The organism is Banduia mediterranea, from assembly GCF_031846245.1.
GTDB lineage: Bacteria > Pseudomonadota > Gammaproteobacteria > Nevskiales > Nevskiaceae > Banduia > Banduia mediterranea.
The window spans coordinates 255294-273415 of record NZ_JAVRIC010000001.1; the positions used below are offsets into that span (position 1 = coordinate 255294).

18 protein-coding genes are annotated in these 18122 nt (G+C 65.7%); 11 read left to right on the top strand and 7 right to left on the bottom strand.

The window, feature by feature from the left end; all coding sequences use genetic code 11:
- The first annotated feature begins 2 nt into the window (after nt 1–2).
- The 6 genes from RM530_RS01265 to RM530_RS01290 all read left to right on the top strand — a co-directional run bounded on the left by RM530_RS01265 (nt 3) and on the right by RM530_RS01290 (nt 3811).
- Nucleotides 3–1019, top strand: coding sequence for a zinc-dependent alcohol dehydrogenase family protein (locus tag RM530_RS01265; protein WP_311363387.1), 1017 nt, complete (start codon nt 3–5; stop codon nt 1017–1019).
- 15 nt (nt 1020–1034) lie between these two features.
- Complete coding sequence (locus RM530_RS01270; protein ID WP_311363388.1) at nt 1035–1829, top strand: SDR family NAD(P)-dependent oxidoreductase; 795 nt, start codon at nt 1035–1037, stop codon at nt 1827–1829.
- A gap of 81 nt (nt 1830–1910) precedes the next feature.
- The gene (locus tag RM530_RS01275) at nt 1911–2180 is read left to right on the top strand and encodes a type II toxin-antitoxin system Phd/YefM family antitoxin (protein ID WP_311363389.1); all 270 of its coding nucleotides are present in this window, start codon (nt 1911–1913) and stop codon (nt 2178–2180) included.
- Nucleotides 2171–2575, top strand: coding sequence for a type II toxin-antitoxin system VapC family toxin (locus tag RM530_RS01280; protein ID WP_311363390.1), 405 nt, complete (start codon nt 2171–2173; stop codon nt 2573–2575). Before RM530_RS01275 ends, RM530_RS01280 begins: the two co-directional genes overlap by 10 nt.
- Nucleotides 2576–2627: 52 nt before the next feature.
- Nucleotides 2628–3383 carry a sulfite exporter TauE/SafE family protein gene (locus tag RM530_RS01285; RefSeq protein WP_311363391.1) on the top strand — a complete coding sequence of 252 codons (756 nt, stop codon included), beginning with the start codon at nt 2628–2630 and terminating at the stop codon, nt 3381–3383.
- Entirely contained in the window at nt 3368–3811 is a 444-nt protein-coding gene (locus RM530_RS01290) for a PaaI family thioesterase (protein WP_311363392.1), read from the top strand. The genes RM530_RS01285 and RM530_RS01290 overlap by 16 nt, the downstream gene beginning before the upstream one ends.
- A 39-nt stretch (nt 3812–3850) precedes the next feature.
- Here RM530_RS01290 and RM530_RS01295 read toward each other — a convergent pair whose 3' ends face one another.
- Both RM530_RS01295 and RM530_RS01300 read right to left on the bottom strand, forming a co-directional pair.
- Nucleotides 3851–4240, bottom strand: coding sequence for a hypothetical protein (locus RM530_RS01295; RefSeq protein ID WP_311363393.1), 390 nt, complete (start codon nt 4238–4240; stop codon nt 3851–3853).
- A gap of 173 nt (nt 4241–4413) precedes the next feature.
- Complete coding sequence (locus RM530_RS01300; protein WP_311363394.1) at nt 4414–5355, bottom strand: homoserine kinase; 942 nt, start codon at nt 5353–5355, stop codon at nt 4414–4416.
- Nucleotides 5356–5453: 98 nt separating this feature from the next.
- On the opposite strand from RM530_RS01300, the gene RM530_RS01305 reads away from it, so the two are divergent.
- A complete protein-coding gene (locus RM530_RS01305; protein WP_311363395.1) occupies nt 5454–7169 on the top strand; it encodes a potassium/proton antiporter in 1716 nt (571 codons plus the stop codon).
- Between the two features lie 76 nt (nt 7170–7245).
- Here the strand turns inward: RM530_RS01305 and RM530_RS01310 are convergent, their stop codons facing one another.
- From RM530_RS01310 to rsmB, 3 genes are all read right to left on the bottom strand, one after another.
- Nucleotides 7246–8748, bottom strand: a complete 1503-nt coding sequence (locus RM530_RS01310; RefSeq protein ID WP_432276068.1) for a TrkH family potassium uptake protein — start codon at nt 8746–8748, stop codon at nt 7246–7248.
- A gap of 134 nt (nt 8749–8882) precedes the next feature.
- Nucleotides 8883–10256: a Trk system potassium transporter TrkA gene (trkA, locus tag RM530_RS01315; protein ID WP_311363397.1), complete on the bottom strand. Its 1374-nt coding sequence runs from the start codon at nt 10254–10256 to the stop codon at nt 8883–8885.
- Nucleotides 10257–10527: 271 nt separating this feature from the next.
- Entirely contained in the window at nt 10528–11835 is a 1308-nt protein-coding gene (gene rsmB / locus RM530_RS01320) for a 16S rRNA (cytosine(967)-C(5))-methyltransferase RsmB (RefSeq protein WP_311363398.1), read from the bottom strand.
- A 138-nt stretch (nt 11836–11973) separates the two neighbouring features.
- Between rsmB and RM530_RS01325 the strand changes: the two genes are divergently transcribed.
- The gene (locus tag RM530_RS01325) at nt 11974–13191 is read left to right on the top strand and encodes an MFS transporter (protein WP_311363399.1); all 1218 of its coding nucleotides are present in this window, start codon (nt 11974–11976) and stop codon (nt 13189–13191) included.
- 270 nt (nt 13192–13461) lie between these two features.
- Here RM530_RS01325 and fmt read toward each other — a convergent pair whose 3' ends face one another.
- Nucleotides 13462–14385, bottom strand: coding sequence for a methionyl-tRNA formyltransferase (gene fmt / locus RM530_RS01330; protein ID WP_311363400.1), 924 nt, complete (start codon nt 14383–14385; stop codon nt 13462–13464).
- Between the two features lie 142 nt (nt 14386–14527).
- A complete protein-coding gene (gene def / locus RM530_RS01335) occupies nt 14528–15034 on the bottom strand; it encodes a peptide deformylase (protein ID WP_311363401.1) in 507 nt (168 codons plus the stop codon).
- A gap of 133 nt (nt 15035–15167) precedes the next feature.
- Between def and RM530_RS01340 the strand changes: the two genes are divergently transcribed.
- From RM530_RS01340 to RM530_RS01350, 3 genes are all read left to right on the top strand, one after another.
- Complete coding sequence (locus tag RM530_RS01340) at nt 15168–16337, top strand: LysM peptidoglycan-binding domain-containing protein (protein WP_311363402.1); 1170 nt, start codon at nt 15168–15170, stop codon at nt 16335–16337.
- A gap of 7 nt (nt 16338–16344) precedes the next feature.
- Complete coding sequence (dprA, locus tag RM530_RS01345) at nt 16345–17451, top strand: DNA-processing protein DprA (RefSeq protein ID WP_311363403.1); 1107 nt, start codon at nt 16345–16347, stop codon at nt 17449–17451.
- Nucleotides 17452–17648: 197 nt separating this feature from the next.
- Nucleotides 17649–18116 (top strand): Smg family protein, encoded by a 468-nt coding sequence (locus tag RM530_RS01350; RefSeq protein WP_311363404.1) that lies wholly within the window; start codon nt 17649–17651, stop codon nt 18114–18116.
- Nucleotides 18117–18122 lie beyond the last annotated feature (6 nt).

Genomic DNA, 18122 nt, shown 5'->3' on the forward strand with positions numbered 1-18122 from the left:
CCATGCAGGTCTCAACCATGCAAGCGATGCTGATCGAGCAGTTCGGCGGCCCGCAGGTGTTCCGGCGTGCGCAGATCGGACGGCCGCAGCTGGCGCCTGGCCACGTTCTGATTGATGTTGCCGCCAGCAGCGTCAACCCCGTGGACACCAAGATCCGCGCCAACGGCCCCGGCATCGCACCGATTCTGCCGGCGGTGCTGCACGGCGATGTTGCCGGCCGCCTGATCGCGGTGGCCGACGACGTGCAGGGCTTCGCGCCCGGCGATGAGATCTTCGCCTGTGCCGGCGGCGTCCGCGGCCTGGGCGGAAGCCTGGCCGAAGTCATGCTCGCCGACGCGCGTCTGCTGGCGCCGAAGCCGAAGTCGCTGGACATGGCGGCGGCCGCGGCTCTGCCGTTGGTCACCATCACCGCCTGGGAAGGGCTCTACGAGCGAGGCGCGCTCAAGCCCGGCGAACGCGTGCTGGTCATCGGCGGTACTGGCGGCGTGGGCCATATCGCCGTGCAGCTCGCGCGGCGCGCCGGTGCCTGGGTGGCCAGCACCGCGTCCTCGCCGGAAAAGGCGCGGATCGCGCGGGAGCTGGGCGCACACGAAGTGATCCTGCATCGCAATGAATCGATTACGGACGGCGCGATGCGCCTCAGCGGCGGCGAGGGTTTCGACCTGACGTTCGACGCCGTCGGTGGTGACAAGGTGCTGCCGCAGGCTTTTTCCGCCACCCGACTGGGCGGCCGCATCGTGACGATACAGGCCCGCGCCAACGTCGACCTGGCCCCGCTCCACGACCGCGCGCAAAGCCTGCATGCGGAATTCATGTTGCCGCCGCTGCTGTACGGTCGCGGTCGCGAACATCACGGTGAGATTCTGCGGAAAGCCTCCATCCTGGTCGATGCCGGTGAACTCAAGCCGCTGCTCGACGAACGCCGTTTCGGCTTCACCGAAGTCGGCGCGGCGCATGCCCATCTCGAATCGGGGCAGGCGCACGGCAAGGTGGCCCTCATCAACGATCTGACGAACTGAATCAAGGAAAAGCTCATGGACCTGCAACTACAGGACAAGTCCGCGCTCGTCACCGGCTCCACCGCCGGCATCGGCTTCGCCATTGCCGAACGGCTGGCAGCCGAAGGCGCCACGGTGGTCGTCAATGGTCGTACCCAGGAACGCGTCGATGCCGCGATGGCATTGATCACCGACCAGCTCGCCGACGCCAAACTGCGCGGGATCGCGGCGGACGTCTCGACCGCCGCGGGCGTCAAGACGCTGGTGGCTCAACTTCCGGACGTGGACATCCTCGTCAACAACGTCGGCATCTTCGGCGCCAAGGACTTCGTCGAGATCAGCGACGAGGACTGGCAGAACGTATTCGACATCAACGTCATGTCCGCCATCCGCCTGACGCGACACTATCTGCCCGGCATGAAGGCGCGGAACTCAGGCCGCCTGATCTACATGTCCAGCGAGTCCGGAACCAACATTCCGGTGGAGATGATCCACTACGGCCTCAGCAAGACCGCCTTGATCGCATTGGCCGCCGGCGTGGCCAAGGACTGCGCCCAGACCGGCATCACCGCCAACAGCATTCTGGCCGGGCCCACCTGGTCGGAAGGTGTGTCCACCTTCGTCGGTGAACTGGCCGAGGACAAGGGCATCACGCCCGAAGAAATGGAGCAGGAATTCTTCCGCTCGGCGCGGCCGACATCGCTGCTGCAACGCTTCATCAAGCCCGAGGAAATCGCCAATCTCGTCGCCTACACCGCAAGCCCCTTGTCGTCCGCGACCACCGGCGCGGCGCTGCGGGTCGAAGGTGGCTTGCTGATTACGCTGCCCTGATTCCGCTTGCCACAAAGGACCATTCTGGCTATCTTGGCCAGATTGCGGGCTGAGTTCCTGCGCCCGACGCCAAGGTGCCCCATGCAGGTCAACATTTTCGAAGCAAAGAACAGGCTTTCGCAGTTGGTGAAAGCGGCGCAATCCGGGGACGAGGTGGTTATCGCCAACCGCGGCGTACCCGTGGCCAAGCTAGTGCCTGCCGAGGGCCAGGATGATGCTCCGGCAGTGGGCAGTGCTCGCGCGCACGACATCCTGGAGTGGCTGGATCGCAATCCGCTGCCTGCGCATGCGCGGCGCAGCCGTGAAGAAATCGAAGCCGGGGTTCGAGACGAGCGCACTGCATGGGAGTGATCTATCTCGATGCCTGCCTGCTGATCTACCTGGTGGAAGCGCATCCGGATTTTGGCCCGCGGGTCCGGGCCGCGATGGAACAGACCGTTGATGCGAACTTTGCCATTTCACCGCTCGTGAAAATGGAATGCCTGGTCGCGCCGCTCAAACGGGGTGATCCCGTTCTGCAGCGCAACTACGAATCGCTGTTCCTGCGTTTACGAAGCCTGTCGGTATCGGAAACGGTGTTCCTGCAGGCGGCCAAGCTTCGCGCCCGATTCGGCCTCAAGTCGCCGGATGCGCTGCATTTGGCCTGTGCGCAGCATCATGGCTGCGAGGCGCTGTGGACCCACGACGGCCGCCTGGCAGCGGCCAGCCATGGCTTGGCGCGAGATCTTTCAGTCGACCCTGCTTGATGGCTGAGCGGACGCCGCGCCGTTCAGACGCCGCTGTCCGTAAACTGCGGCGGTGAACCTGCTCGCCATCGCCGTCGCCCTGGTCGGATTCCTCAGCGCCGCCCTGTCTGCGATCGCCGGGCTGGGAGGCGGCACCGTACTGATCGGCGTGCTGTACGCGGTCGGCCTGCATCCCACGGTCGCCGTACCCTTGTTCTCGGCGGTGCAGTTCTTCTCCAACCTGTCGCGCACGCTGGCCTACCTGCGCCATGTGGAATGGCGGGCGCTGGCCTGGTTCGCGCTGACCGGTGTGCCGGCGCCGTTCCTGTTCGCGCCGCTGGTGGCGCACGCCGACGTGCACTGGATCGAGCTGGTGCTGGCGGCGCTGATCCTGCTGTCGATGATTCCGGCGCGGGGCGGACGCGATCCGATTCCACAGCGCTGGTCGTTCATGCTGGCGGGCCTGCTCAACGGCAGTATCGGCATGTTCGTGGGCGCCACCGGCCTGTTCGTGGGGCGGCTGTTTCTGCGCCCGGAGTGGCGGCGCGAGACCGTGATCGGCACGCTCGCCGTGACCCAGGCCGCTGGTCATCTGCTCAAGGTGCTGGCCTATGCCAGCGCCGGTTTCTCGATCACCGAACGGCTCGACTGGCTGGTGCCGCTGGTGATTGCGGTGATCGCCGGCACCGTGATCGGTCGCTGGCTCAACCACTTGGTCAGCGAGGCGCTGTTCTCGCGGCTGTTCAAGACGATACTGATCGTCCTTTCACTGAAACTGCTGGCCGACGGAGTGCTCGGCCTGGGAGGCTGGTCATGGAGCCTGTTCTGAAGCTGGAGGCGCACACCCTGGAATCGCTGATCGTGGAGTACATGCCGACGGTGACGCACGACGGCTTTCACATCGAGGCGCTACAGCCTGGCCAGGCGCGCATTCGTTACGGCGTGACGCCGGACATGCTGCGTCCCGGCAATCGCGTGTCCGGACCGTCGCTGTTCGCCGTTGCCGACATCGCGATGTACGCCTGCGTGCTCGCGCATATCGGTCCGCAGCCGATGGCCGTGACCTCCGACATGACGATGCATTTTCTGCGCGGCGCAAGCCCCGCAGATCTGGTCTGCGAGGCGCGTCTGCTGCGTCTCGGACGGCGCCTCGCGGTGATGCAGGCGACCATTCGTTCGGTCGGCGATACTCGGGTGGTCGCCGAGGCCAGCGGCAGCTACGCGCTGCCGCTGGGGCATGTTCAAGCTCAAGCCTGAACCGTCTGCCGGCGAACGTCCCCAACCATAAAAGCGGAACTAGCGCAGATTCGCACTCGCAAGCGCGGATTTCTCGGCCGTGGCGTACAACACGATGGCCGCGTAGTCCTCAGGCGCCATGTCCGGTTCGACCAGATAGTTGAAGTTGCCGGCGCGCGCCTTCAGCGCGCCCAGCGACACATGGGGGGCGCCCGGTTCCAGCGAGCGGGCGAGCCAGACGTCGACGCCCGCAGCCGATCTAGCACGCAGTCCCTCGAATCGCAACAGCGCCTCGCCTTCCGGAATCTGGTAGAGCGTGACCTTTCCGGCGACGCCACTCAAGGCGCCGCTACGCACCACAAGATCGGCACCGATTTCATCGAACGGCGGAAGCGGTTCGTCGAGGCTGTCCACCGTCATCGGTGCATCCGGCGGTGGGTTCGCGGGCATCACTTCGGCCGCAGGTGCCGGGGCGCCGGCTGTCTCGGCGGGGGGCGGCGGCGACGAGCCGGAGCACGCACTCAAACCGATGCTGCACACCAGACAGGAACTGAGCAGATAACGACGCGGGGCGACCATTCCTTTGACACTCCACAGCGCACGAACAGATCGATCGGACCCGCCTATGCGAGCGGCAGCGGTCCATTGTCGCGATAGTACTCCAGCACACGGCGATACTGCGCCGGGTCCTTGACGTGAACCAGATCGCCCTCGCGCGGGAAATGCCAGTCGTAGAGGCGCGACAGCCAGAAGCGCAGCGCCGCCGCGCGCAAGACCAGCGGCCAGGCTCGGGACTCCGCCGGCGTCAACTCGCGCAGCGCGCGATAGGCCTCGATCATCGCGTGGGCGCGCGCCGCGTTCGGCGTGCCATCGATCTCGAAACACCAGTCGTTGACCGTCACCGCCAGGTCGTATAGCAGCGCATCGTTGCAGGCGTAGTAGAAATCGATCGCCCCGCCGATGCGGTCACCCACGAACAGCACGTTGTCGCGAAACAGGTCGGCGTGGATCACGCCTTGCGGAAGCTCGGTGAGGTCCAGTGTCCGCTGTGCGTTCAGCTCATCGTCCAGCAGGGCCGCGGTATCCTGGTCTACCTGTGGAATCAGCAGCGTTGCGGTTTCGCTGCGCCACGTCGCACCGCGCGAATTGTCGAGCTGCATCGGGAACGAACGGCCGGCGGCGTGCATCTGCGCCAGCAATTCGCCCGCCGCCCGGCATTGCGCCACATTCGGAAACAGCACGCTGCCACCGCAGAGACGATTGATGATCGCCGCCGGTTTGCCGTTGAGTTCGGACAGCGTTTTGCCGTTGCTCATGGCCACCGGCATCGGGCACGGTATGCGGCGCCGTGCCAGGTGATCCATCAGGCCGAGAAAATACGGCAGGTCATCGTAGTTGAGGCGTTCGAACAACGTCAGCACCCAACGGCCGTCCGCCGTGTCGACGAAATAGTTGGTATTTTCAACCCCTTCGCCGATACCCTGAAAGCCGATCAGTTGCGCCAACGGATATTGCGCCAGAAAGGCCTTCAACTGACGGTGACTGACTTTGGTGAAAACGGACATCGATACGTCCGGCACGAATTCGGGGCCGATTAGATCAGAGCCGGCCCACCGAGTCATGCCTGTTCGTCACCCGCCGTACCACGACAACAACGAGCAACATGGATTTCACCAATCAACTGATTCTCGGCAGCGGCATCCTGTTTCTGCTGAGCATCCTGGCCACGCTGCTGACCCCCCGGCTCGGCGTGCCCTTGCTGTTGCTGTTCCTGATTGTCGGCATGCTCGCCGGTGTCGACGGCCCTGGCGGAATCCCGTTCTCGGATTTCCGGCTGGCCAATCTGCTGGCGACGCTGGCGCTGGCGGTGATCCTGTTCGACGGCGGCATGCGCACCTCCTTCGCCAGTTTCCGCGTGGCGATGCGGCCGGCGCTGACGCTGGCCACCGTGGGGGTGATCATCACCACCGGCATCGTCGGCGCCTATGCGGCATGGCTGCTGGATCTCAACTGGATCCAGGGTCTGCTGCTCGGTGCCATCGTCGGTTCCACCGACGCCGCCGCGGTGTTCTCGCTGCTGCAGACCAACGCGGTCTCGCTGAACCGCCGTGTCGCCAGCGCGCTGGAAATCGAATCGGGCACCAACGATCCGATGGCGGTATTTCTGACCATCTCGTTGCTCGGCATGCTGACTGCACCGGAACTGCCGTCGGCCGTCGACCTGCTCCTGTTCTTCATCTGGCAGATGGGTCTGGGCGGTGTGCTTGGCTGGCTGGGTGGCCAAGCCCTGGTGCGCGGAATCAACCGGCTGGAACTGGCGGAATCGCTGTACCCGCTGCTGGCGCTGTGCGGCGGCATCCTGGTCTACGGCCTGACCTCGGTGCTCGGCGGCAGCGGCCTGCTCGCGGTCTACATCGCCGGGCTGGTGATGGGCAATCGACGCATCCGTTCGGCCACCGGCATCCGCCGCTTCCACGACGGCGTCGCCTGGCTCAGCCAGATCGGCATGTTCGTGGTGCTCGGCATGCTCGCCAATCCCAGCCAGGTGTGGACGCTGGCACCCAAGGCCGCGAGCATCGTGCTGGTCCTGCTGCTGCTGGCACGGCCGATCGCCGTGTTTGCGAGTCTGCTGCCGTTTCGGTTCACGTTTCGTGAGCAGCTTTATATCGCCTGGGTCGGGCTGCGCGGTTCGGTGCCGATCGTGCTGGCCACCTATCCCGCGCTGGCCGGGGCCGAAAACGCCGCCCTGTATTTCAACGTGGCATTTTTTATCGTGCTGACCTCACTGGTGATCCAGGGATGGACGGTGGCGCCGATGGCGCGCCTGCTGGGTATCACCGTACCGGCCTCTACGGCGCAGGTGCATCGCATGGAATTCGACCTGCCGGGCCAGCGCGGCTACGAGATCGCCAGTTACCGGCTGTCGCAGAACAGCCGCCTGGTCGGCAAGGTGCCGGACAGGCTGCGGCTACCACGCAGTGCCCGCGTGATCAGTCTGGCGCGGCGCGGCAAGATGCTGACACAGCCCAGTTGGGGCGCGATGCGTACCGGTGACTACATCAGCCTTTTGGTGCACCAGGATGAGGTGGACGAACTCGACGGCCTGTTCCGCGCCGAGGATCAGCCGATGTCGGCGGCCGAGGTCAAGCGTTTCGGCGAGTTCGTGCTGGACAACAGCGCACCGATCCAGGCCGTGGCGGACGTCTACGGCCTGGAGCTTCCGAATCTGCGCGACGGCGAGACCGTGGTGGACTACTTCGAACGCCACATTCCGACGCCCGTGGCCGGCGATCGCCTGCGCCTCGGCGAATGTCAGTTGGTGGTCACGCGCATGGACAACGGACAGATCGCCGAGCTGCGCCTGCGACTGCCGCATTGAGCGGCGCTTCCGGCGTGGCTCGGCGGTCAACGGCTTTGGGCTTTGCGTCTTTGCGCGAGGAATCCAGGCCTTCGAATCACCGCCGCCAGAACGCTGGCGTCAGCAAGACCAGGAAGGCGAAGATTTCGAGGCGGCCCAGCAACATCGCGAACGAGCAGACCCACAGACTGAACGAGTCGATCGTTGCGAAGTTGGCCGAGACCTCGCCGAGACCCGGGCCGAGGTTGTTGATGCAGGCGGCGACGGCGGCGAAGGCGCTGACCTCGTCCATGCCGGCCGCCAGCAGCAGCAGCAGCATGATCACGTAGAAGCCCATGTACGCGGAAATGAAGCTCCACACGGCCTGCAGCACACGCGGCGGCACTACCTTGCGGCCAAGCTTGACCGGAAGCTCCGCGCTGGGGTGCACCAGCTGATAGACCTCGCGCATGCCCTGCTTGAACAGCAGCATCACGCGAATGACTTTCATGCCGCCGGCGGTCGATGAGGCGCAGCCGCCGATGAAGCTCGACAGCACCAGCAGCACCGGCACGAACGAGGGCCAGATCGTGTAGTCGGCCGTGGTGAATCCGGTGGAGGTCATGATCGACACGACCTGGAACGCGGACTTGGCAAAGGCCTGCAGCGGCATCACGTAGCGACCCGCGATCAGCAGGGCGACCGCAATCAGCACGCTCAGAATCAGCGCGATCAGCAGGAACATGCGTGATTCGGGATCGGCCAGATAGATCCGCAGCGAGCGGTCGCGCCAGCTTACGAAATGCAGCGAGAAATTGATCGCCGCCAACAGCATGAAGACGACGGAAATCGTCTCCAGCAGATGATTGTCGAAGTAGCCGAAGCTGCGATCGTGGGTGGAAAAGCCGCCGGTCGATACGGTGGAGAACGCGTGGCCGATGGCGTCGAACAAGCTCATGCCGGCGGCCCAGTAGGCAGCCGTGCAGGCGATCGTGAGGCCCAGGTAGATGGTCCAAAGCGCACGCGCGGTTTCCTTGATGCGCGGCGTCATCTTGGTGTCCTTGACCGGCCCCGGGGTCTCGGCGCGCAGCAGCTGCATGCCACCGACGCCCAGCAGCGGCAGGATCGCCACGGCCAGAACGATGATGCCGCCGCCACCCAGCCACTGCAGCTGCTGGCGGTAGTAGAGGATGCTGCGGGGCAGGATGTCGATACCGGTCAGCACCGTCGCGCCCGTCGTCGTCAGCCCGGAAATCGACTCGAACACGGCCTGCGAAAACGTCATGCGCGGCGTGGTCGGAAACCAGAAAGGCAGCGCGCCGGCCACGCCGAGCACGGTCCAGAACAGGGCGACAACCAGGAAGCCATCGCGAATCTTGAGGTCCGCACGATTGCGCCGCACGGGTATCCACACCACGCAGCCGATCGCCAGGGTCGTCACGAAGCCGAGCATGAACGCGTCGAGCGCGGAATCGCCGTAGAACATTGAGACGCCGGCCGGCGGCAGCATCGTCAGCGAGAAGATCATCAGCAGCACGCCGATCAGGCGTTGCACCGCCGCGAAGCGATGACCGCGATGGGTATTCGGTGTCACCGTCAGAAACGAACGGCGCGGTTTCATACGCATTGCGGGTGACCCGTGTGCGCCGGCTTCATCGCAGTCGCGCCGTCAACATGTCGAATCACCCCCATGATCAGACCTAGCCGATGATGCCCGAATGTCTGTGTCGTGATCGCGTCATCGTCGGGCCCGGTTCACAGAAAGCCGATACCGACCTGGAACAGCTTTTCGACTTCACCGGCCTGGGACTTGTCCACGATGAACAGAATCACGTGATCCTCGGCCTGGATCACGGTGTCGTGATGGGCGATCAGCACATCGTCGCCACGCACGATGGCGCCGATGGTGGTGCCTTCCGGCAACTTGATCTGATCGAGCCGGCGACCGACCACCTTGGAGCTGTTGCGGTCTCCATGCGCCACCGCCTCGACGGCTTCGGCAGCACCCCGACGCAGGCTGTACACCCGCACCACGTCGCCACGCCGCACGTGCGCCAGCAGCGCCGAGACGGTGGCCTGCTGCGGCGATACCGCGATATCGATAACGCCGCCTTCGACCAGATCGACATAGGACAGCCGGTTGATCAGCGACAGTGCTTTCTTGGCGCCGAGCCGCTTGGCCAACATCGCGGAAAGAATGTTGGCCTCGTCGTCATTGGTGATCGCGCAGAAGACGTCCATGTCTTCGATGTTTTCCTCGACCAGCAGGTCCTCGTTGGCGGCATCGCCGCACAGCACGATGGCGCGACCCAATTGCTCGGAGAGGAAGCGCGCACGGTCACGGTTGCGCTCGATGATCTTGACCTGGATCGAATTTTCCAGGGCTTGCGCCAAACGCATGCCGATGTTGCCGCCGCCGGCCAGCATCACGCGCCGCACCGGGCGGTCGGCGCGTCGCAGCTCGGCCATGATCTTGGGAATGTGCTCGCGCGCGGCGACGAAGAAGACCTCATCCTCGACCTCGATGAGGGTGTCGCCTTCCGGCAGGATCGGCCGGCCACGCCGGTAGATCGCCGCCACACGTGCGTCCGCACCCGGCAGGTGGTTCGGCAGCTCGCGCAGCTGCTGGCCGACCAGCGGACCCCCATAGTAGGCCTTGACGCCGACCATGCGCACGCGGCCATCCGCGAAATCGACGACCTGCAGGGCGCCCGGATATTCGATCAGGCGGCGGATGTAGTCGGTGACCAGCTGCGCCGGCGAAATTCGCATGTCGACCGGAATCGCGTCCTGGCGGAACAGCGATTCTTCCGACAGGTATTCGCCCGAACGCACGCGCGCGATCTTGGTCGGCGTGTGGAACAGCGTGTAGGCGATCTGGCACGCGATCATGTTGGTCTCGTCGGACTCCGTGACCGCGATGATCATGTCGGCGTCCTCGGCACCGGCGCGGCGCAGCACATCCGGGAACGAGGCGTAGCCCTGCACCGTGCGGATGTCGAGCCGATCCTGCAGTTCGAGCAACAGCCCACCGTTGGTATCCACGACCGTGACGTCGTTCTGCTCGCCCGCGAGATTCTCGGCCAGAGTTGCGCCGACCTGACCTGCGCCGAGGATGATGATCTTCATGGGCGGCGAACCTTACGCCGGGAATTGTTGCGCCGCAAGATAAGTTTCGACAGTGGGAACGGGGGCAGCAGGCACTCGCCATGGCATCGAAATTGCGAACCGACACGGCCAATCGTCACGGCCGTTGCGGAGCCATTTCGCGGTGCCATCAGGCCGGTCGTGCCGAACAGGGTTTTGGGGTTGGTGAGGGGAAGCTGTGCTATGCGCAGTGTTGAGGGGGCGGTGATCCGCCCCCTTTTTTTCTTGGCGCGCCCGACACGGGTCTGCGGACTCATTTCGACGGCGCGGCCTCCGCACTTTCGGCCTTGCGCAGGCGCAGGTAGTAGAAGCCGTCGAAGTCCCCGCCCGGCGCGAGACGCCGCCCCAGCCGTGCCGGCACGCCCCATTCGGCCTCGATCGGAAATTCCTGCACATCGGCGGTGCACGCCATGAAGCGTTCGGCCACCGCAGCGCCTTCCGCGTCCAGGATCGAGCAGGTCGCGTAGACCAGCACACCGCCGGGCGCCAGCAACGGCCACAAGGCCTTGAGCATGCGCAACTGCCCCTGGGCCAGTCGCTCGACGTCATCCTCGCGACGCAACCACTTGATGTCCGGATGGCGGCGGATCACGCCGGTGGCCGAACAGGGCGCATCGATCAGGATGCGTTCGAACGCAGTGCCGTCCCACCATTGCTCAGGTTGCGCGGCATCACCGGCCACCACCTGCGCGCTCAGTCGCAGGCGGCGAAGGCTCTCATCGATGCGGATCAGGCGCTGCTTGTCGGAGTCCAGGGCCACCACCTGCGCATCCGGACAGCGTTCGAGAATGTGGGCGGTCTTGCCGCCGGGCGCCGCGCAGGCGTCGAGCACGCGCTGGCCCGGCTGCGCGTCCAGTAAGGCGGCGGCGAGCTGCGCCGAGGCGTCCTGCACCGAGGCGCTGCCGCGCGCAAATCCCGGAATCGCCTCGACCGGCTGCGGCTGCGCCAGCACCAGGGCTTCGGGCACGCCGGGCACGGTGTGCGCGTCCAGGCCCTGAGCGGCCAGACGCGCGCGATACGCCTCGCCGCTCATGCGTCGGCCGTTGACACGCAGCGTCATCGGTCCGGCCTGCTGGTTGGCCGCGATCACGCTTTCGGCGGCCGCGCCCCAGTCGGCTTCGATACGGCGCACCAGCCAGTCCGGATGTGAATGAACGATCCCCGGCGACTGCACTAGCGCCTCTTCGAGCTGCGCCTGCTCGCGCTGGTAACGACGCAGCAAGGCATTGATCAGCGCGCGCGGACGCGGCTGGTTGAGAATCGTGGTCGCCTCCACCGTTTCCTGGACGGCGGCGTGGGCCGGCACGCGCATCGAGCGTAGCTGATAGAGCCCCACGCGCAGCAGCGCATCGACTTCATCGTTGTCGATCGCGCGATCGGACATCGCATCGACCAGCGCGCCAAGCAAGCGGTAATCGCGGATCACGCCGTAGACCATGGCCTGCAACAGGGCGCGGTCACGCGGCGGCACCTGCGGCGCCTGCAGCAGGATATCATCGAGACTGCGCCCGCGCATGACGCGGGCGACGGCGCGGGCAGCGATCGCGCGTACGTTCTTCAAACGGGCTTCCTGTGGTATGACGCGGGCACGCGTTCATGCATCGGTGTGGCGCTATTGTAGTGGCCGCTGCGTGCGGCGGTCTTGGCCGCGCGCCCGCGATACGAAGAATCCGGACGGTGTTCCATGGCAGGTGGCGAAATGCGCGAGCAACATTCTTCGGTCGGCACTGCGCGCGCCAGTTGGCGCGGCCTGCCGGCCAGCGTCTGGGCGCTCGGTTTCGGGTCCTTGTTCATGGATATGTCGTCCGAACTGGTGCACAGCCTGCTGCCGCTGTTCATGAGTACCACGCTGGGCGCCAGCATGTTCGCGATCGGCGTGCTCGAAGGGGTGGCCGAAGCCACCGCGGCGATCACCAAGGTGTTTTCCGGTGCGCTCAGCGACCGCCTGGGACGGCGCAAGCCTCTGTTGATTGCCGGTTACGGGCTGGCGGCACTCAGCAAACCGGTATTTCCGCTGGCCGGCTCCATCGGCTGGGTATTCGCGGCACGCTTCGTCGACCGCATCGGCAAAGGCATACGCGGCGCACCGCGCGACGCCCTGGTCGCCGATGTCACGGCACCGCTCCAGCGTGGCGCGGCCTATGGTTTGCGCCAGTCGCTCGACTCCGTCGGCGCTTTTCTTGGGCCGATGCTGGCGGTGGCCTTGATGCTGGTGCTGGCCGGCGATCTGCAGGCCGTGCTCTGGATCGCCGTGCTTCCAGCCTTCATCTCCGTGCTCCTGCTTTGGGTCGCGGTCCGCGAACCGCAGGCTCAGGCCGCCGCGGAGGAACGCCGCCGGATTCCGCTGCGCCTTGCGGACATGCGGAGGCTGCCGGCGCGCTACTGGTGGGTGGTGCTGCTCGGTGGCGTGTTCACGCTGGCACGCTTCAGCGAAGCCTTTCTGATTCTACGGGCCCATGACGTGGGTTTGGGGCTGTCATTGGCGCCGTTGGTGATGATCGTGATGAGCGTGATTTATGCCGCCTCGGCTCTGCCGGCCGGGATCGCGGCGGACCGGATCAGCGCAAGGCATTTGCTGTTTGCCGGTCTGCTGGTGCTGGTTGCGGCGGACGTGATGCTGGCGCTTGCCACAGGGCCGGCGCTGGTGCTCATGGGCGCCGCCGTTTGGGGCTTGCACATGGGGCTGACGCAGGGCCTGTTCTCCAAGCTGGTGGCCGACACCGCACCCGCTTCGCTGCGCGCCACTGGATTCGGACTGTTCAATCTGGTCAGCGGCGGCGCCCTGTTGCTGGCCAGCCTGCTGGCCGGTCTGCTCTGGCAGCAGATGGGCGCTGCGGCCACGTTCATCGGCGGGGCTGCGTTCGCCGGCCTGGCAGCCTGCGGCCTGCTCGTGGTGGGCCGCAGGCCACGGCGATAGCCCAGCCAGCGTGGCGGTGCGCATCACCGGGGTCGACGAGCAGGGACGGTCCACCGAACTCAGCGTGAATCACGCGCCGCGTGATGCCGACCGACCCTCGCCCGCTTGCGGGAGAGCGGTGGGTGTCAGCGACTTCCCGCATGGCCTGCCGCCGGTCGCGGACTTGCTCGCCCCGTTGCTGGGTACGCTGACGATCTACGACCTCGCCGGGCATCCCTCGATGCCTGGTGGTGCCGGTCGAAGCCTTGCAACCGCCGAGCTGAAACCTGCTCAGGAAAAGCGCAGACCGTCCAAGGCGCGGCCGCGCACCGCATCGATTGCCGCCAGCGGCTTGCCGCCGGGCCATTGCAGGCGTTGCAGGCTGAGCACACCGTCGCCGGTGGCGACGTGAATGCCCTGGCCGTCGGAGGCCAGCACACGGCCGGGCTCGGTCGAGCCCGGCAGGCTCAGCGGCCGCGCTTCGAGAATGCGCACACGTTCGCCGTCCAGTTCGGTCCAGGCCATCGGTGCGGGGTTGTAGGCCCGTACCGAGCGCGCCAGGATCGGCGCCGGCTGGGTCCAGTCGAGCCGGGCTTCCTCCTTGCTGAGCTTGCGGGCGTAGGTCGCGCCTTCCGCGGGCTGCGGCTGGGAACACAGCCTGGCCTCGGCGCACTGTTGCACGGCTTCGACGATCAGCCGCGCGCCGAGCACGGCGAGCCTGTCATGGAGTTCGCCGCTGTTCATGGCCTCGTCGATCGGCAGCGCTTCGCGCAGCAGCATCGGGCCGGTATCGAGCCCCGCGTCCATCTGCATGATGGTGACGCCGGATTCACGGTCGCCGGCCAGGATCGCGCGCTGGATCGGCGCCGCGCCACGCCAGCGCGGCAGCAACGAGGCGTGGATGTTGAAGCAGCCATGCACCGGAACATCGAGCACCGCCTGCGGCAGAATCAGCCCGTAGGCCACCACCACCATCAGCTCCGGCGCGAGCGCGGCCAGTTCGTCGACCGCCTCGGGCGTGAAGCGTGGCGGCTTGCGCACCTCAAGTCCCAGCGTCTCGGCGCGCTGCCCCACCGCCGAAGCGCTGAGCTTGCGGCCGCGTCCGGAGGGCCGGTCGGGCTGGGTGTAGACCGCCAGGATGTCATGCCCCGCCGCGTGCAGCGCATCGAGCGCGATCACGGAGAATTCAGGGGTCCCGGCGAAGACGAGTCTCATCGATGTGCGGACGACAACGGCGAGTTTCGCGCAAAGACGCAAAGGCGCAAAGAAATAAGAAGCCGTTCTTCGTGTTGTGCCGTTCTTCGCGTCTTTGCGTCTTTGCGCGAGATCAATAGCCCTAGCCCTTGAATGACCCGGCTCACACCCGCGCCGCCGCCTTTTCGAGCTTCTTCTTGATGCGCTCGCGCTTGAGCGCCGAGAGATAGTCGATATAGAGCTTGCCGTCGAGATGGTCGATCTCGTGCTGCACACATTGTGCGAGCAGGCCTTCGGCTTCGATCTCGTAGGGATTGCCCTCGCGGTCCAGCGCCTTGAGGCGCAGTCGGTTGTAGCGCTGCACCTTGTCGCTGAAACCAGGCACCGACAGACAGCCTTCGTCCATGGCTTCCAGGTCCAGCGGTTCCAGAATTTCCGGGTTGATCATCACCATCGGCTCGCTCTGGCCGTCCTCGCGCGCACAATCCATCACCGCGAGCCGCAAGGCAATGCCGACCTGGGTGGCGGCGAGGCCCACACCGGGCGCGTCATACATGGTTTCGAACATGTCGTCGATCAGGCGTTGCAGCTTGCCGTCGAACTGTTCGACGGGCCGCGCCTTTTCGCGCAGGCGTGCGTCCGGATGGTGGAGGATCGTCATCAAGGCCATGTCAGCAAGCTCTTCGGCTTATTCCCGAGTCGACGTCGACGGCTAGAGTCGACAGCAACTGCCACCGCCAAGCATGTGCCGCCGCAGGGATTTATGACAGAATCCAGGGCGAAAGCCTGAGGGGGTGGCATCAATGCGCAAGTATAGCGGGTTCGCCGGTGACGGGCCGTTGCGGCCGGGTCGGTTCGCGGCGGGCATCCTGCTGGGCGCGGCGCTGGGCGGCTGCGCGACGCAGCCGGTGGCGCCGCCAGCGCCGTTGCCGATGGCTCCTCCGGCGAGCGATCCGGCGCCGATGACAGCGACCCCAGCGGCTGCGCCAATGCGCGAAACGGTCCGCCTGCGCGAAAGCGGAGCAGGCCGCTACGTGGTCAAGAAGGGCGACACGCTCTGGGATATCTCCCGATATTTCCTGCAGGACGCCTGGCAATGGCCGGAACTGTGGTACGTCAATGGTCAGGTCAGCAACCCGCATCTGATCTATCCCGGTGATGTGCTGACGATCACCTGGGTCGACGGACATCCGCAGCTGATGCGTGAATCCGGCGTTGCGATCGAACGTCTGTCCCCGCAGATCCGCGAAAGCGGGCTCGGCGATGCGATACCGGCGATTCCCTTGGAGGCGATTCGTGACTTCCTGCGTGGCCCGCGCATCGTTTCGCTGGAGGAACTCAAGGCCGCACCGTATGTGCTGGCGTTTCTGGACTCGCGCCTGATCGCAGGTGCCGGCGACGGCTTCTACGTCAAGAACCTGCCACGCGACGAGGCCTACAGCTATTCGGTGGTCAACGTGGGCGATGCCTATCGCGACCCGGAAACCGGCGACATCCTGGGTTACGAAGCCATACCCACGGCCGAAGCCGAGGTCCGTGACTATGGTTCACCGAGCACTGCCGAACTGGTCAGCAGCTATCGCGAGACGCGCATCGGCAATCGCCTGCTGCCGCGCGAGCTGGAACTGTTCGCCTCGAATTTCTATCCGCATTCTCCGGATGCCGAGCTCGGAGGCACCATCATTTCGGTGTTCGATGGCGTCTCACAGATCGGCCAGTACCAGATCGTGGCGATCAATCGCGGCACCGACCAAGGCCTGGAGCCCGGCCATGTGCTGTCGATCTTCCAGCGCGGGCGCAACGTCAAGGACCCCTACGACCCGGCCTCGCGCGTGCAACTGCCGGACCTCTACGCCGGCAACCTGATGATTTTCAAGGCTGATGCCCGTCTGTCCTACGGACTGGTCATGACTGCTGAGCGGCCGCTGCACGTGCTCGACAAGGTCGGCAAGCCGCACAGCGCCGCGCGCTGAGTCGCTCGTGACGCCGGACCAGCAACGCGCCTGGCTGACGCTGCTGCAGGCGCCCGGCGTCGGTCCGGCCGCCGGCCTGAGATTGCTGCACGCGCACGATTCCGCCGAGGCCGCCCTGGCGGCCGGTCCGCGCGCCTGGCGCGCCGCCGGGATCGCCGAAGCCCAGCACGCACCGCTGAAACAGCCGGACCCGGCGCAGATCGAGGCCAGCCTGGAATGGCTGCATGGCGCCAGCAATCGCCGACTGCTGACGATCGATGATCCGGACTATCCGGCGCGCCTGGTCGAAATCGCGCGCGCGCCGCTGGCGCTGTTCTGCCAGGGTGAGGCCAGTACCCTGGCACGCCCGCAGCTGGCCATCGTCGGCAGCCGCACCGCGACCGCGCAGGGCTTGGAGAATGCACGCGCCTTCGCGGCCGAACTCGTCCGCCACGGCCTGGTCATTACCAGCGGCTTGGCTCTGGGTATCGATGGCGCAGCCCATCAGGGTGCGCTCGATGGTGGCGGCAGCACGATCGCGATCTGTGGCACCGGTCTGGATCGCGTCTATCCGGCGCGGCATCGCGGATTGGCGCATCGCATCGTCGAAGACGGATGCCTGGTGTCGGAATTCGCACCCGGCACGCCCGCGCTACCGGAGCATTTCCCACGACGCAACCGCATTCTGTCGGGTTTGTCGCTGGGTGTGTTGGTGGTCGAAGCGGCGACGCGCAGCGGCTCGCTGATCACGGCGCGGCTGGCGGCCGAGCAGGGGCGCGAGGTGTTCGCAATTCCCGGTTCGATCCACAACCCGATGGCGCGCGGTTGCCACTCATTGATCCGGCAGGGCGCCAAACTGGTCGAAACGGCGCAGGATTTGCTTGATGAACTGGCATCGCAGCTCGGCGAACGGCGAGTCGTCAGGAACACCGCCCCATCGTCCGCGGCAGCGCTGACTGCAGCACAGCGTCGTGTTCTCAAGGTGATCGACGACGCACCGACAGCGTTCGATACGCTGGTCGACCGATCGGGCCTGGACGTGGCGTCCTTGTCGGCGGTGTTGCTGGATCTGGAACTTGCGGGATTCGCGGCAAGCCAACCGGGCGGCGCGTTCATTCGGTTGAAATCGGGCTAACGGCCATGCCGCCAAGCGGCACCCCGCAGAGCGCCCTCTCCCGCAAGCGGGCCAGGGTAGCTCGGCATCACGCGGTGCGTGATTCACACTAAAGTTCCAATCGCCTCGTGGCGAGCGGGACCCACGCACTCTTCCAGCTTGTACCGGCCGAACCTCGATGCACTGACGTCGGCGGGTTTTCACTGCACAATACGCCCATGAAAGAAAGCGTCCTCGATGTGCTGATGTATCTGTTCGAGAACTACATGGACGGTGAGTTCTCCGACGAAACCAATCACGAGACCTTGCGCGTCGAACTGGTCGGCGCCGGGTTTCCCGAAGACGAAGTCGACCATGCCTTCCGCTGGCTTGACGGACTCGCCGAACAGCGTCGCAACCTCTCGATCACCGGCGCACCCGGCGCCATCCGCATCTATGCCCGCTCCGAGCAGGCCCGTCTGTCGCGCGAATGTCGCGGCTTCGTGCTGTATCTGGAGCAGCTCGGCATCCTCACCGGGCTGACGCGCGAACTGGTCATCGACCGTCTGCTGCAAATCGAGGATGACATCGACCTGGAGCGCGTCAAATGGGTGGTGCTGCTGGTGCTCATCAACGAGCCCGGCGCCGAGGACGCGGCCGCCCAGGTCGAGGAAATGGTCTATTACGACGGCGATTTCCTGCACTGATTCCGG

Bases quoted from the DNA above. Each gene is read 5' to 3' on its own strand.
- RM530_RS01265 (WP_311363387.1), top strand. From the start codon at position 3: ATGCAGGTCTCAACCATGCAAGCGATGCTGATCGAGCAGTTCGGCGGC.
- RM530_RS01270 (WP_311363388.1), top strand. From the start codon at position 1,035: ATGGACCTGCAACTACAGGACAAGTCCGCGCTCGTCACCGGCTCCACC.
- RM530_RS01275 (WP_311363389.1), top strand. From the start codon at position 1,911: ATGCAGGTCAACATTTTCGAAGCAAAGAACAGGCTTTCGCAGTTGGTG.
- RM530_RS01280 (WP_311363390.1), top strand. From the start codon at position 2,171: ATGGGAGTGATCTATCTCGATGCCTGCCTGCTGATCTACCTGGTGGAA.
- RM530_RS01290 (WP_311363392.1), top strand. From the start codon at position 3,368: ATGGAGCCTGTTCTGAAGCTGGAGGCGCACACCCTGGAATCGCTGATC.
- RM530_RS01295 (WP_311363393.1), bottom strand. From the start codon at position 4,240: ATGCCCGCGAACCCACCGCCGGATGCACCGATGACGGTGGACAGCCTC.
- RM530_RS01300 (WP_311363394.1), bottom strand. From the start codon at position 5,355: ATGTCCGTTTTCACCAAAGTCAGTCACCGTCAGTTGAAGGCCTTTCTG.
- RM530_RS01305 (WP_311363395.1), top strand. From the start codon at position 5,454: ATGGATTTCACCAATCAACTGATTCTCGGCAGCGGCATCCTGTTTCTG.
- RM530_RS01310 (WP_432276068.1), bottom strand. From the start codon at position 8,748: ATGAAACCGCGCCGTTCGTTTCTGACGGTGACACCGAATACCCATCGC.
- trkA (WP_311363397.1), bottom strand. From the start codon at position 10,256: ATGAAGATCATCATCCTCGGCGCAGGTCAGGTCGGCGCAACTCTGGCC.
- RM530_RS01325 (WP_311363399.1), top strand. From the start codon at position 11,974: ATGCGCGAGCAACATTCTTCGGTCGGCACTGCGCGCGCCAGTTGGCGC.
- fmt (WP_311363400.1), bottom strand. From the start codon at position 14,385: ATGAGACTCGTCTTCGCCGGGACCCCTGAATTCTCCGTGATCGCGCTC.
- def (WP_311363401.1), bottom strand. From the start codon at position 15,034: ATGGCCTTGATGACGATCCTCCACCATCCGGACGCACGCCTGCGCGAA.
- RM530_RS01340 (WP_311363402.1), top strand. From the start codon at position 15,168: ATGCGCAAGTATAGCGGGTTCGCCGGTGACGGGCCGTTGCGGCCGGGT.
- RM530_RS01350 (WP_311363404.1), top strand. From the start codon at position 17,649: ATGAAAGAAAGCGTCCTCGATGTGCTGATGTATCTGTTCGAGAACTAC.